General features: G+C 65.0%; 16 protein-coding genes. 9 read left to right on the top strand and 7 right to left on the bottom strand.

Annotation, left to right across the window (positions count from 1 at the left end; all coding sequences use genetic code 11):
* Positions 1–88: 88 nt before the first annotated feature.
* On the bottom strand, positions 89–1,249 hold the full coding sequence (locus tag RQH62_RS13440) for a phosphoserine transaminase (protein ID WP_311269245.1): 1,161 nt from the start codon (positions 1,247–1,249) through the stop codon (positions 89–91).
* A gap of 162 nt (positions 1,250–1,411) precedes the next feature.
* Between RQH62_RS13440 and RQH62_RS13435 the strand changes: the two genes are divergently transcribed.
* The 9 genes from RQH62_RS13435 (at position 1,412) to RQH62_RS13395 (ending at position 9,781) form a co-directional block, all read left to right on the top strand.
* Positions 1,412–2,101, top strand: coding sequence for an extensin family protein (locus RQH62_RS13435; RefSeq protein ID WP_311269322.1), 690 nt, complete (start codon positions 1,412–1,414; stop codon positions 2,099–2,101).
* A gap of 385 nt (positions 2,102–2,486) precedes the next feature.
* Positions 2,487–3,362: a TIGR00730 family Rossman fold protein gene (locus RQH62_RS13430; RefSeq protein ID WP_311269244.1), complete on the top strand. Its 876-nt coding sequence runs from the start codon at positions 2,487–2,489 to the stop codon at positions 3,360–3,362.
* Between the two features lie 102 nt (positions 3,363–3,464).
* Positions 3,465–3,953 (top strand): hypothetical protein, encoded by a 489-nt coding sequence (locus RQH62_RS13425; protein WP_311269243.1) that lies wholly within the window; start codon positions 3,465–3,467, stop codon positions 3,951–3,953.
* Positions 3,954–3,994: 41 nt separating this feature from the next.
* Positions 3,995–4,666, top strand: coding sequence for a pyrimidine 5'-nucleotidase (locus RQH62_RS13420; RefSeq protein WP_311269242.1), 672 nt, complete (start codon positions 3,995–3,997; stop codon positions 4,664–4,666).
* Positions 4,663–5,502, top strand: a complete 840-nt coding sequence (dapD, locus tag RQH62_RS13415; protein ID WP_311269241.1) for a 2,3,4,5-tetrahydropyridine-2,6-dicarboxylate N-succinyltransferase — start codon at positions 4,663–4,665, stop codon at positions 5,500–5,502. The genes RQH62_RS13420 and dapD overlap by 4 nt, the downstream gene beginning before the upstream one ends.
* Before the next feature lie 216 nt (positions 5,503–5,718).
* The gene (locus RQH62_RS13410) at positions 5,719–6,963 is read left to right on the top strand and encodes a glycosyl transferase (protein ID WP_311269240.1); all 1,245 of its coding nucleotides are present in this window, start codon (positions 5,719–5,721) and stop codon (positions 6,961–6,963) included.
* The gene (locus RQH62_RS13405) at positions 6,956–8,104 is read left to right on the top strand and encodes a glycosyltransferase family 4 protein (RefSeq protein WP_311269239.1); all 1,149 of its coding nucleotides are present in this window, start codon (positions 6,956–6,958) and stop codon (positions 8,102–8,104) included. Before RQH62_RS13410 ends, RQH62_RS13405 begins: the two co-directional genes overlap by 8 nt.
* Positions 8,104–9,093 carry a sulfotransferase gene (locus RQH62_RS13400; protein ID WP_311269238.1) on the top strand — a complete coding sequence of 330 codons (990 nt, stop codon included), beginning with the start codon at positions 8,104–8,106 and terminating at the stop codon, positions 9,091–9,093. Before RQH62_RS13405 ends, RQH62_RS13400 begins: the two co-directional genes overlap by 1 nt.
* Entirely contained in the window at positions 9,059–9,781 is a 723-nt protein-coding gene (locus RQH62_RS13395; protein WP_311269237.1) for a response regulator transcription factor, read from the top strand. Before RQH62_RS13400 ends, RQH62_RS13395 begins: the two co-directional genes overlap by 35 nt.
* 3 nt (positions 9,782–9,784) lie before the next feature.
* Here the strand turns inward: RQH62_RS13395 and RQH62_RS13390 are convergent, their stop codons facing one another.
* From RQH62_RS13390 to RQH62_RS13365, 6 genes are all read right to left on the bottom strand, one after another.
* Positions 9,785–10,771: a DUF2891 domain-containing protein gene (locus RQH62_RS13390; RefSeq protein WP_311269236.1), complete on the bottom strand. Its 987-nt coding sequence runs from the start codon at positions 10,769–10,771 to the stop codon at positions 9,785–9,787.
* Positions 10,768–11,703: a DUF979 domain-containing protein gene (locus tag RQH62_RS13385; protein WP_311269235.1), complete on the bottom strand. Its 936-nt coding sequence runs from the start codon at positions 11,701–11,703 to the stop codon at positions 10,768–10,770. The genes RQH62_RS13390 and RQH62_RS13385 overlap by 4 nt, the downstream gene beginning before the upstream one ends.
* The gene (locus RQH62_RS13380; RefSeq protein WP_311269321.1) at positions 11,700–12,371 is read right to left on the bottom strand and encodes a DUF969 domain-containing protein; all 672 of its coding nucleotides are present in this window, start codon (positions 12,369–12,371) and stop codon (positions 11,700–11,702) included. Before RQH62_RS13380 ends, RQH62_RS13385 begins: the two co-directional genes overlap by 4 nt.
* Positions 12,372–12,390: 19 nt before the next feature.
* A complete protein-coding gene (locus RQH62_RS13375; RefSeq protein ID WP_311269234.1) occupies positions 12,391–12,954 on the bottom strand; it encodes a LuxR C-terminal-related transcriptional regulator in 564 nt (187 codons plus the stop codon).
* A gap of 123 nt (positions 12,955–13,077) precedes the next feature.
* A complete protein-coding gene (locus RQH62_RS13370) occupies positions 13,078–13,671 on the bottom strand; it encodes a nitroreductase family protein (RefSeq protein ID WP_311269233.1) in 594 nt (197 codons plus the stop codon).
* A gap of 65 nt (positions 13,672–13,736) precedes the next feature.
* A complete protein-coding gene (locus tag RQH62_RS13365) occupies positions 13,737–13,913 on the bottom strand; it encodes a hypothetical protein (RefSeq protein ID WP_311269232.1) in 177 nt (58 codons plus the stop codon).
* Positions 13,914–13,945: the final 32 nt, after the last annotated feature.

Here is a 13,945-nt window from a genome sequence, read left to right as displayed (position 1 = left end):
TATGAGACGTCATCCCAGCGAAAGCTGGGATCTCTCTTATTCTTAAGGGAAGTGAGACCCCAGCTTTCGCTGGGGTGACGTAAATGGATTAAGCAGCCTTCACGGTCGCATAGGCCCAGTCGAGCCACGGACCGAGCGCTTCGATATCCGCCGTTTCGACAGTCGCGCCGCACCAGATGCGCAGGCCGGCCGGGGCGTCGCGATAGCCCGCGACGTCATAGGCGGCGCCTTCCTTTTCGAGGAGGGCGGCGAAGGCCTTGATGAAGGCTTCGTCGGCACCCTCGACAGTCAGGCAGACGCTGGTCTTCGACCGCGACGCTTCATCGACGGCGAGATGGCCCAACCAATCCCGTTCCGCGACGATCTTACCCAGCGCGGCCGCATTGGCATCGCTGCGCGCGATCAGGCCGGCCGAGCCGCCCAGCGACTTACCCCATTCGAGGGCAAATATCGCATCTTCCACGGCCAGCATGGACGGCGTGTTGATGGTTTCGCCCTTGAACACGCCTTCGGCCAGCTTGCCCTTCGCCATCAGGCGGAACACTTTGGGCAGCGGCCATGCGGGGGTGTGGGTTTCCAGACGCTCCACGGCGCGTGGGCCAAGGATCAGCACGCCATGGCCGCCCTCACCGCCCAGCACCTTCTGCCAGGAGAAGGTGGCGACGTCGATCTTCGCCCAGTCGATGTCATAAGCGAACACGGCACTGGTCGCGTCGGCGAAGGTCAGGCCTTCACGGTCGGCCGGAATCCAGTCGGCGTTCGGCACGCGCACGCCAGAGGTGGTGCCGTTCCAGGTGAACAATACGTCGGTGCTGAAATCGACGGTCGTCAGGTCGGGCAGTTGGCCATAATCGGCGCGAATGACAGTGGGGTCGAGCTTCAGCTGCTTGGCAGCGTCCGTCACCCAGCCCTCGCCGAAGCTCTCCCAGGCCAACGTCGTGACCGGGCGAGCGCCCAGCATGGTCCACATCGCCATCTCGAACGCGCCGGTGTCGGAACCGGGCACGATGCCGATGCGGTGGGTGTCGGGCAGGTTCAGCAGCTCACGCATCAGGTCGATGCTGTAGGCAAGGCGGGTCTTGCCGATCTTGGCGCGATGCGAACGGCCGAGCGACTCAGTGGCCAGCTTGGCGGCATCCCAGCCCGGAGGCTTGGCGCAGGGACCGGAAGAGAAAAAGGGGCGGGCCGGACGGGTTACGGGCTTTGCGACAGGCGCAATGGTGGCGTCGACGGCAGTCAAATCAGTCATGTAATGCTTCTCCTTACAGAGAGCACGCGCGGCGTTGGGACCGCGTGGCCCGTCGGCCGCACTAATGTCCGCGAAAAAAGAGTCAAGCCGTTTGTGGAAATGCGACGAGGCGAAAAGGGCGGTTAACTTTCGTAAAGATTCGCGATGGTAAACATCCGATTCATGGAAGAGCGGGTGACAGAAACAGGTTTTCTGCGCGGCGCGGCCCTGGCCGCCGCCTGTGCAATCATGCTGAGCGCCTGTAGCGGCGATCTGGTCCCGCGCGGCCGCGTGGCGACCGCGCCCAAGCCCCCGCCACCCGTCCGCGCGCCAGCGCAACCGGCCATGGAAACGCGCCAATGTTTTGCCAAGCTTCAGTCGCAGGCGGTGGCCTTCACCCCCCTGCCCGACCGAAATTTCGGCGGCGGATGCAGCGCGGTAAACAGCGTCAAATTGATCGACATCGGCGTGCCGACGACGGGCATTGGCGCGATCACCTGCAACCTCGCCGCCAATTTCGCGGCCTGGGCAAAGTTCGGCGTTCAGCCCGCCGCCCGCGTGATCTTCGGCGCGGAGATCGAGAAGATCGAGACGTTCGGCACCTATAATTGCCGGCCGATCGCGGGTAGCGGCAAGCTGTCCGAACATGCGCACAGCAATGCGATCGACGTATCCGCCTTCGTCCTGTCCGACGGCCGGCGAATCAGCATCCAGAAGGATTGGGACGGCGACCGCCAGACGCGCCAGTTCCTGAAAATCGTCCATGCCAGCGCGTGCAAGCGGTTCAACACGGTGCTCAGCCCGGATTACAACGCTGCCCATCACGACCATTTCCATTTCGACATGGGCGGGCGTGGAGGGTTTTGCCGTTAAAGCGATGCTGCAATGGCGGTATCCGGGCAGAAGCGGACATATTCCCCCTCCCGTTTACGGGAGGGGGCTAGGGGGTGGGCTGGACGTCGCGAGAGCCCACCCCGCTGCGACTAACGCGCTGCGCGCGCAAGTCTCGCTGCCCCTCCCGCAAGCGAGAGGGGAATGGCAAGAAACCACCCAAACCGGCCTGTCCTACACTGGCCAACGATGCGATAATCGGGCCGACAGCCGGTGCAGACATCTGACTTTCCGATAGGATCATGCTCACGCAACATCATTTCACGATCAGCGGGAAATGTGCGAAGTTAAGCCGCTACGATCCTATTACCGCATTGGCGCGGATGCGGACTTGGTTTTGTCACTGCCCGACACTAAGTTGGTGCAAATGACGAAAAAAGAAATCGAAGAACGCAAATTCCGCCCGGCCCGCGAAGAGGCCCATGACGCCAAGAAGCAGCTTGGCACCCCCCAGACGCAGAGCGCCGCCTATAAGCTCGCCTTCCAGGATACCGACTTCCTGCTGCGCGAAGACCTGCGCCCCGTGCGCTTCCAGCTTGAACTGCTGAAACCCCAGTTGCTGATGGATGAGGCGAAGATCGAATCGACCTTCGTCTTCTACGGATCAGCGCGCATTCCCGAGCCGGATCAGGTGCAGGCGCGGATCGACGCCGCGACCACGCCCGAACAGAAGCGCATCGCCGAAAGCCTGGGCGCCAAGGCCCGCTATTATGAGGAAGCGCGCAAGCTGGCACGGATCGCCGCCGAATATCCGGTGAACGATGCCGGATGCCGTCACTTCGTCGTCTGTTCGGGCGGCGGCCCCTCGATCATGGAAGCGGCCAATCGCGGGGCGCAGGATGTCGGCCAGACCACCATCGGCATGAACATCGTCCTGCCGCACGAGCAGGCGCCCAACCCCTATGTCACGCCGGAACTCAGCTTCCAGTTCCACTATTTCGCGCTGCGCAAGATGCACTTCCTGCTGCGCGCCCGCGCCCTTGCCGTCTTCCCCGGCGGGTTCGGTACGTTCGACGAAATGTTCGAACTGCTGACCCTCATTCAGACCGGCAAGATGAAGCCGATCCCGATCCTGCTGTTCGGCAAAGATTTCTGGACCCGCGTCATCGATTTCGAGGCGCTGGCCGACGAAGGCGTGATTTCGCACAGCGACCTCAACTTGCTGACCTGGGTCGAAAGCGCGCAGGATGCGTGGGATGCCGTGCGGGCCTTTTATCAGGACGGCGAAGCACCCGGCTGCTGATCGGCCCAGTTGCCGCAAAATGGGGACGGATGGTGCGCCATGGCTTTGGCGATGTCATCCGTCCATGCCATCCCTGATCGCCAAAGGATCAGAGGAGACGGCATGAACTGGACAAAGCGCGCTGCACTATTGGCCATGGCCTGCGGGTTGATCGCAGCCGCACCCGGTCCCGCCGACCTTTCGAAACTGACGATATTGCGCGATGTGAAGCCGGGCCTCTGGACGCACAGCTTCACCACGATCCCAAAAAACCCGGCAGCGCCCGACCGGCAGGAACGCGCCTGCATCTCCGCCGCGCAATTGCAGGCAATGATCCGGGAATCGCTCGCAGCCGGGCCGAACGAACAGACATGCCCGATCAGCATAGGGCTGGATTCCTTCAGCAAGGCGGCCTTCACCCTGAACTGCCCGTCGATCCGCATTCCCGAACTGGGCGTAACGGCACCGGCGGCCGATATTCCCGGCGAAATTGTGCGCAGTGGCCGGGAGGAACATTGGGTGGTGTCGGTCAAGACCCCGGCAGTTCCCGGCAAGGTGCCGGCCGCCACATGGCGGCACGACTATCGGCGGCTGGGCGATTGTCCCGGGTGAGCGGACTTGCCCTGAACCGCTGACCGCTTTAGGGCGCGGCCATGCGCGCGGACCTCGACCATGTCGACACATGGATCTTCGATCTGGACAATACGCTCTATCCGGCGAAGGCGGACCTGTTCGCGCTGATCGACGTGAAGATGGGCGAATATATCCAGGGCTTGCTGGGTTGCGACCCGGTCATCGCGAAACAGACGCAGAAGCGCTATTTTCTGGAGCATGGCACGACGCTGTCGGGGCTGATGCATCATCATGGCATCGAACCACGCACCTTCCTCGATTATGTCCACGACATCTCGATGGAACGGCTGGAGGTCGACCCGGCGCTTAACGCCCATATCGCCGCCCTGCCCGGCCGCCGCCTGATCTTCACCAATGGCGACGCCGCCTATGCCGGCCGCGTGCTGGACAGGCTGGGCCTGACCGGTGCGTTCGAACTGATCCACGACATCCATGCCTGCCAATATATTCCGAAGCCCGATCCGTCGGGCTATGCGGAACTATGCCGCGTGCACAGCGTCGATCCGACCCGCGCCGCCTTCTTCGAGGATATGGCGCGCAACTTGTCGCCCGCCAAGGCGATCGGCATGACGACCATCTGGGTCAATAATGGCTCCGAAGCCGGCGATCATGACCATCATCCCGATTTCATCGATTTCGAAACCGACCATCTGACGCCATTTCTGGCCGATATTCTGGGGACAAAAGCATGAGCCAAGATTTGATCGCCACCATCGACGCCGCGTGGGAAGACCGCGCCAGCGTCAATCTCCAGACCCAGGGCGAAGTCCGCCAGGCCGTCGACAAGGCGCTGGCGCTGCTGGACAGCGGCGAACTGCGCGTGGCCGAGCCGACTGCGGAAGGCTGGCAGGTCAACCAGTGGGCGAAGAAGGCCGTGCTGCTCAGCTTCCGCCTGAACGACAATGCCATGATCGACAATGGTCCGGGCGCGGGCCATTGGTGGGACAAGGTGCCGAGCAAGTTCGCCGGCTGGGACGAAGCGGCCTTCCGCGCCGCCGGTTTCCGCGCCGTGCCGGGCAGCTTCGCCCGCGCCGGCGCGCATATCGCGAAGAACGTCATCCTGATGCCCAGCTTCGTCAACATCGGCGCATTCGTCGATGAAGGCACGATGGTCGACACCTGGGTGACGGTGGGCAGCTGCGCCCAGATCGGCAAGAATGTCCATCTGTCGGGCGGCGTCGGCATCGGCGGCGTGCTGGAACCGCTTCAGGCCGATCCGGTCATCATCGAGGATGACTGCTTCATCGGCGCCCGGTCCGAAGTCGTGGAAGGCGTGCGCATCGGCAAGGGTTCGGTGCTGTCGATGGGCGTGTTCATCGGCATGTCGACCAAGATCGTGGACCGCGCAACCGGCGAAGTGTTCATCGGCGAAGTGCCGCCCTATTCGGTCGTCGTTCCCGGTTCGCTGCCCGGCAAGCCCCTGCCCGACGGCACGCCCGGCCCCAGCCTCTATTGCGCCGTGATCGTCAAGCGCGTGGATGCGCAGACGCGGTCCAAGACCGGCATCAACGAACTGCTGCGCGACTGATCTTCCGTAAGCGGGGTGGCTTAACCCCATCCCGCTGCGACTAAGCCCGCCCAAGGTGCGGGCAAGTCTCGCTGCCCCTCTCCTGAAGGGGAGGGGCTAGTGTGGCGGTAGATGACCGCTTTGTTGCAGGCGCTTTTCGCGCTGACGCACTCTGAAATTCCCTCGCGATAATCATGTCCCATTGCGCCGTTCGGGTCTGCTCGAACGGAGATTATCATGGGACGCGACTGGTTCGACCGGAGCGACGCCGCAACGCTGGCCCAGCCGCAGCGGCTGTGCTTTTTCTTCAACGCCCAGATTCACCAGCTTTTCCACGCACTGCCGATTGCGATCGCCCTGTCGCGCGATCCCGGCTTTGCCGTGGACGTCATGGCCGCGACCGACGATCATCTGGCGCTGGCGCGCGATATCGCCACGACGCAGGGTGCTGGCCCGATCCGCTTCCTGCGCTGCGGCGGCCGCTGGCTCGATGCGCTGGCCGGCCTGACCGGCGCTACCATCCCGCCCAAGATCGCCAGCCTGATCGCCGCGCGGCGCCAACTCGCCGAGTATGACGCGATCGTCGTGCCGGAACGCACATCGCTGCTGCTCAAGCGGCTCGGCCTGTCAAAAACCCGCTTCATCCATAGCTGTCATGGCGCGGGCGACCGGGCGGTCGGTTATGACCGGCGCATCGCCCAGTTCGACTTCGTGCTGCTGGCGGGCGAAAAGCAACGGCGGCGGATGCTGGACGAAGGGCTGATCCGCGAAGGCCATTATGCGATCAGCGGCTATAATAAATTCGACCTGACCCGCCCGCAGGACGGCCGAAACCGGCTGTTTGCGCAGGATCGGCCGGTCATCCTCTACAATCCGCATTTCTCGCCGAAACTCTCGTCCTGGCCGACCATGGGGGAAGACGTCATTCACCAGTTCGCACGGGACGACCGGTTCAACCTGATCGTCGCGCCCCATGTCCGCCTGTTCGACAATCGACGGAAACGGGCGGCGATGGAGCGGCAGCTGGCCGACCTCGCCAGCCTGCCCCATATCCATGTCGACCTGGGCAGCCGGGCCAGCATCGACATGCGCTATGTCCATATGGCCTCGCTCTATCTGGGTGATGTGTCGAGCCAGATCTACGAATATCTCGCCCGCCCCCGCCCCTGCCTGTTCCTGAACGGCCATCGCGCCGACTGGCAGGAGGATCGCAGCTATGGCCACTGGCATTATGGCCCAGTGCTGGCGAGCACGCGGGGCATCACCGATGCAGCGGCGGCGGCGATCGCCGACCATGCCGCCTATGTCGATGCGCAACGGCAGGGCGTCGCGCGCACCTTCGGCAATCTGGACGCCCACTCGGCAAGTAGCGCCGGCATGCGCGCCGCCCGCGCCCTGTCCCACTATCTCCAACGCAGCCAGACGGCTGCGCGCCCGGCCTTAGACGGCCTCCCTAGACTGGAATTGGCCGCCCATGCCTGACAAGATATCGTCCATCTGGCTCGTTGCCCGCGTCTATGCGCCCGACGAAGGCGGGGTGCAGACCTATGCCCGCGAAGTGGCCAACGCCTATGCGACGCAGGGTCGCCACGTCACCATCTTTGCCAAAAGCTCGGCCGGCCCACGCCGTGAGCAACAGGAAGGCGTGGAACTGATCGACGTCGGCGCGGCGTCTATGCTGGCGGTCTATTGGCGGCTGTTCCGCGCCATGCTGGCCGCCTGGGTAAAGGGCAATCGCCCCGCGCTGATCCACGCCTGCACCTGGCGCGCGGCGCTGCCCGCCCTGCTCTTTCCCCGACCGCTGGTCGTCACCATCCATGGCCGGGAAGTGGGCCGCCCGCGAGGGTTGGCGCTGCTGCTACTGCGCCTGACGCTGAAGCGCGCCCGGCGGATCGTCGCGGTCAGCGACGTCACCCGTATATTGTTGCTCGACCGTCTACCCCATCTGGCCGATCGCACCGTCACCGCATGGAACGGCGTTCGCGTCCCTGCCGAACGCCAGCCAACCCGCTTCGCGCAAGGGGATGGCGCAGCCCAGTTGCTGACCGTCTGCCGGCTGGTCGCGCGCAAGAATGTCGCAGCGGCCGTGCGGGCAATCGCCGGCAGCGTGCAGGCCGGCGCGCATCTGCGCCATGTCATCATCGGCCGTGGCGTCGATTCGGTGCGGGTGCGCGAGACGATCCGCCATTGTGGCCTGGACAACAGCGTGACCATGGCCGGTTTTGTCCCGGCCGAGGAATTGTCGGCCGCCTATGCCGGCGCCGATATCTTCCTCCACCCCCAGATTGCGCTGGATGATGGTGCGGAAGTGGAAGGCTTCGGCCTGTCCATTGCCGATGCCATGGCACAAGGACTGGTCTGCATCGTCGGTCAGGACGGAGGGCCGGCGGAGTTCGTACAGGATGGCGTGACCGGCTTCGTCGTCGACGGCCGGTCGGTCGATGCCATCCGCGCCGTCATCGACCTGCTGGTGTCCGACCCCGCATTGTGCCGCCGCATCGGCGACCGGGCGCGCGTCTGGGCGAGCGACAATCTGTCCTGGGACCGGCATTGCCGCCTGTGCCTTGGCGAAGCACCCGCTGCCCTGCCCGACCCGGCTGCGCTACTGGCCGAGGCCGCCTGATGGGTCCAATCGTCCATATCGGCTATCACAAGACCGGCACGACCTGGTTTCAGGATCGCTTCTACCCGATGGTGCGCAATCGCCGCTACATCCCCCGCGCGACCGTCCGGGCGGCCTTCCTCGCGCCGGGCGCGCTGCATTTCGATCCGGCGGAGGCGCGGGCACATCTGGGCGAGGTTCACGAACGGACGATCCTGTGCGAGGAAAATCTGACCGGCGGCCTGCATAATGGCGGCCTTGCCGGCAACCTGTCCAAGGATATCGCCGATCGCATCCTGCGCACCCTGCCGAATGCGCAGATCGTCATCTTCGTGCGCGATCCGCTGTCCGCGATCGTCTCCGCCTGGCTGCAATATGTGAAGGGCGGCGGCACCTTCGGCCTGCGCCGCTATCTGTTCGGCCGCGACCGACTCAGTCCGGTGGCGCCGGAACGGGACGAAGCGCCGGGCTTCAGGCTCGATCATTTCGACTATATCCGGCTGATAGCCCATTATGACGGGCTGTTCGGGCCGGACCGGGTCCATGTCTTCCGCTATGAGGATTTTCGTGCCGACCCGCGCGGGTTTGCTGCCGCCTATGCGGCACGCTTCGGACTGGATGTCGACCTGTCCCATATCGACTGGGGTGCGCGCAATCCTTCTCTCAGCCTGCCTTTGCTATGGCTGGCGCGGGCGATGAACCTGTTCACCCGCCGCGCCGTGGCCGACAAAAGCTGGCTGGTCCATATTCCCGGCTGGTACGGGCTTAGCCGTCGCCTGCTGCGCCGCGCCAACGGGTCGGGACGGTTCGGCCGACCGCTGGGTACGCACGACCTGCTCGACGATGCTCTGATCGCACGGCTGCACAGCCACTTCAGCCCCGGCGAGCGACTGCTGGCAGCACGACTGCAATGGCAGGCGCGCAATGATGACGCGGACGGGACGGTTCTGCGCTGGCGGCAGCGTCCTTGTGGATATGACGGTCATGCTCAGTCGCCTGCTCATCGTTGACGATGACGCCACCCAGATCGGCCAACTGGCGGATAATTTCGCGCGCTACGGCCTGCATGTCGCCGGCGCCGCCTCTGCCCTCCAGATGCGCGAGCGGCTGGCGCAGGAGGAATATGCGCTGGTGGTACTCGACCCCGCCGTCGCCCCGGGTCAGGGCGCCGCGCTGCTACACGAACTGGCGATCGAACGCCGCCTGCCGGTGATCGTCCACAGCGCCGCCTGTAGCGATGCGGACCGGATCGCCGCGCTGGAGCTGGGAGCGGAAGATTGCCTGAGCAAACCGGCCAATCCGCGCGAACTGCTGGCCCGCATCCGGGCTGCCCTGCGCGGCCGCACGGGATCGGCGCGGGCGGTGCAGGCGCCTGTCGCCCGCAGCGTCGCATCCTTCGAGGGCTGGCGCGTGGACATGACCACCGGCCAGCTGTTCAACCCGGTCGGTATGCCCATCGCCCTGTCGGACGGCGAGTTCCAGTTGCTGCGCGTCTTCATCGAGCATCCGCGTCAGGTATTGGACCGCACCCACCTGCTCGACCGGGTCTATGGCGCGACCAGCGACCATTATGACCGGTCGATCGACGTGCAGCTATGCCGACTGCGGCGGAAACTATCGGCCTGCGGCCTCAAAGGCCCGGTCATCCGCACCATCCGCAACGAAGGCTATATGTTCGTCCACACCGTCAGCAATTAGGCGCTATTCCAGCGCCAGCAGGGCGAAGGTAGCGAGCCAATGTTCGCCCATATAATCACCCGCGACATGGGGCAGGCTGGCGTCGAGATGGACACGCGCCGCCTTCTCCGCCAGATCGGCGATAGCGCCCGGTCCCAGCGCGGCGGCGATTCCGCGCCAGCACCAGGCGCGGCTGAGGTTCAGGCCGTCGAGATGCGCGATCTTGCCATCGCTGCGGTCGGACACCGTGGCGGGCGTGAACAGCGTCGCAGGCTCGCCGCGCGCAAGGTCCGGCAGGAAGGCGTGGAACCAGTCGGCAAAGTCTGCGCGATCCAGCAGGCGGCTCATCAGCAGCGCCTCGCACAGAGCGGGTGAGAGAAATTCGTCGCCACCCGGTTCCCACGCCTGACAGGCACGATCCTGCCCGAACCAGCCGATCGCCTTGTCCCGGATTAGCGCCACCAGCGCGGGATCGCGCGTCTGCGCCCAGCCCAGCGTCAGGATCAGCGCGAAAGCGATGTTGAAATGGGTGCCGACGCGCAGAGGATAGGTCAATTTGGGCAAGAAAGCATGGAAGCGCGCGGCGAACGCCTCGGCCAGCGGCGCGAAGGCATCGGCCCAGGGCGCGTCATGCAACGCCAGTTCCTGATGCAGCGCCAGCGCCCAGGCCCAGCCATAGGGCCGTTCGAACCCGGCGCTGAGCGGCCGATGCAAATAGGCCAGTTCGCCCGCCACCTTGTCCGGCACCAGCATCGCGTCGCCGCGCGCCCGGATCGCATCGCCCTGCGCCAGTGCGGGAAACAGGCGCTTCAGCCGCATCACCTGCCACCAGCCATGGACGCAGCTATGCCAGTCGAAACTGCCGTGGAAGATCGGGTGATGGTCCTGCGGCGGCCGGGCATCCTCCGGCCCACCCATGACCAGATCCATCTTGTAGGGATATTCACGTCCAAGATGGGACAGGGTCAGCGCAGCGAAATTTTCGCCGATATCTTGCGTCAGAAGCGTCATCGAAAGGCCAGCCAGTAAATAAGAGCGATGTTGACGATCAGCAGCGGCAGCGCAGTGCCGACCTGCCGCTTGATCACGCCATGCTTGTCCTTGAGTTCGAGCAGGGCAGCGGGGACGAGATTGAAATTGGCGGCCATGGGGGTCATGAGCGTGCCGCAGAAGCCCGCCAGCATGCCGATGGCGCACACCACCGCCGGATCGCCATGATAGGTGCGGATGAGCAGGGGCACGCCGATCGCCGCTGTCATCACCGGGAAGGCGGCAAAGGCATTGCCCATGATCATGGTGAAGAGCGCCATGCCAAGGGCATAAGCGATCACCGCGCCCAGCAGGCTGCCCTGCGGGATCGCCTGTTGCACGATGCCGCCCACCACATCGCCCACGCCAGCCAGCGCGAAGACCGCGCCGAGGCTGGCCAGCATCTGCGGCAGGATCGCAGCCCAACCAATACAGTCCATCAGCCGCCGCCCCTGCTGCAACGGCACCAGCGCCCCGGCGCGCAGCCACAGGCATCCGGCCGTCATCGCGATCAGCACCCCCAGCGCCAGCGCGATCAGCGTCGCCTGCTTCGCATCGAACCAGTCCGGCGCAGCCTTGAACAGGAAGGTGCCGGCCAGTGCGGTCACCGGAATGATAAGCGCGATGGCAAAGAGGCGGTTGCCGAAGCGGTTGGCGCGCGCCTGCCGCTGCTCCGGCGGCACCACGCCATCGCCCCGGCCAAGGCCGAGCGCGCCGAGTGCGATCAATCCCAGCACCAGCACGCCATTGCCAAGGTCGCCCAGCCTGTCGCCTGCCCACATGGAGGTCGCCAGCAAGGCCCAGAAGGCGGCGGTCGTCCAGCGGCGGGGGTTATCCCGATCGCGCGCACCCAGCAGGGCGAAGGCGGCGAACACCGCGCCGGCCAGCGCGTAGACCCAGTGCAGCGTGATCATGGCTGTCCCCGCTTCCGCGCCAGCCTTCGATCGAGGCGCCACAGGCGGAACCCGTGAATCAGCAGCGCCGCGACCGCGGTGGGGATCGCCCAGACCGACAGCTGCAACGGCTCCAGATTGATGCCATATTGTTCCAGCAGCCCCTTGATGAGCAGGATAGAACCGATGGCGAGGAAGATATCCTCGCCAAAGAACAGGCCGATATTGTCGGTCGCCGCGGCCCAGGCCTTGATCTCTTCGCGCTCCGCCTCTTTCAGATCGCCCGCCTGACGCTCGGCCGCCGCCTCGGCGATCGGCGCAACCAGCGGGCGGACGGTCTGGGGATGGCCGGCAACGGAGGTGAGGCCGACAGCGGCCAGCATCTGCCGCAGGATCAGGTAAAAGGTCAGGAAACGGCCAACCGTCGCCCCGCGCATCTTCGCGATCAGGCCGCGCGCGCGCTCCTGCAACCCGTTCGCCTCCAGCAGGCCGACGACCGGCAGCACGATCCAGATGATGCTGACATAGCGGGCATCGTTGAACGCCTTGCCGAAGGCCGCGAGGATCGCCAGCGGGTCCAGCCCCGCCGCCAGACCCGTGACGATCGCCGAGGCAAGGATCACCAACAGCGGATGGAAGCGCAGCAGGAAGCCCGCCACGATGATGGCGATGCCCAGCAATACCATCAGCCGCACCCCCGCTTCATCGTCAAAGCCCTGCTTCGATGGCGATGCGGATGGCGTCGGCCGCCGTGCGCGCGCCCAGCGCCCGCAGCATGGCCGCGCGGTGCATCTTCACCGTCCGCTCGGTCAGGCCCAGGTCGAAGGCGATTTGCTTGTTGAGTTGACCCTCCGCCATGCCGGTCAGCACCGCGCGCTGGCGATCGGTCAGCGTCGTGATCAGCGCTGCGGCTTCCTCGCTGCGCGCCGCCCCTGCGTCCTCGACCGCCACCTGCGACCCCAGATACCAGTCTAAGGTGCCGTCCGGGCCGAAGATCGGCGCGATCATCACCGCATTGCGAAAGCCCGTCCCGTCCTTGCGATAGTTGAGCAGTTCGACCAGCACCGGCCGCCGCTCGGCCAGGGCGGTACGGATCGCCTGCGTCCCCGCCGCCTCGGTATCGGCGCCGGACAGGAAACGGCAATTGCGGCCGATCACCTCATCCTGCGGATAACCGGTCAGCATAACGAAGGCATCGTTGCAGGCGACGATCGGATTATCGGGCAGGCGAGGATTGGTGACGACGGCCGCAACGGCGCTTCCAGCGATCATTTCGGAAAAGGGCATGAAAAATAGGCACTCGATGACAAACGGGGGGCATCGCTATAGCGATGCCCCCCGTCATGGTGCCCAATTCACCCCCGCACCGCAAGGCGAGGGAATGATTTCAACAGGTCAGCCCGCGAAATTGCCCTGATGGGCAAAGCTTTCGATCGGCTTGCGATCGCTCGGCTCTTCGCGCGCCTGAAGCGCTTCGGGCAGGACCGACTTGTCGCCCTGACGCCCGATCGCCACCGCTGCCTCGATCCGGAAACGCTCCGGCACGGCCAGTTCGGCCCGCGCCCTGTCGAAATCTACGCCGGTCATGCCATGGGTGTGATAGCCCAGTCGCGTCGCCTGCAACGCCAGCAGCGCCCAGGCTGCGCCCGCATCGAAGCTGTGGCTGTGCGACGGCTTGAAATCGTCCGATCCGGGCGCGGCCATCAGCGTGTCGGACAGGATGAAGACAATCGTGCCGGCATTCTTCACCCAGCTTTGGTTAAAGGGCAGCAGTAATTCCAGGAAACGCTGCCAATCCGCATCGTCGCGATGGGCGTAGAGGAAGCGCCAGGGCTGATAGTTGAAGGCCGACGGCGCCCAGCGCGCGGCGTCAAAGATGGTGTAGAGGTCCGCCTGCGGGATGGCCGAACTGTCGAACGCACGGGGCGACCAGCGGTCGAGGAACAGGCTATCGACGGCACGCGTCGTGGCGCGGGGATTGGTGGCCATGCTATCTCCTGAAAAAATGAAAGGTGAAGCGCCTATGTAGGCGATCGCCAGCGCGTGCGAGGGGGTCAGTTGACCGTTTCGCGGGCCTGGGGTTGTTCCGTAGGATCGATCAGGCCGAACAGCGCATCGGCATCCCGCTCGATCAGCACGACCGACGGTTCGCGCAACAGAGCCTGCGCCAATCGCGCGCGCCAGCGCCCGAACAGGCCATCGGCCTCACCCTGCTCCTGCCTGTCCTGCATAGATGCTCCGCGCCGACTCATGCGGCTTATCT

Source organism: Sphingobium sp. WCS2017Hpa-17, assembly GCF_031843765.1.
GTDB lineage: Bacteria > Pseudomonadota > Alphaproteobacteria > Sphingomonadales > Sphingomonadaceae > Sphingobium.
This window is presented reverse-complemented; position numbering and strand designations above follow the sequence as displayed.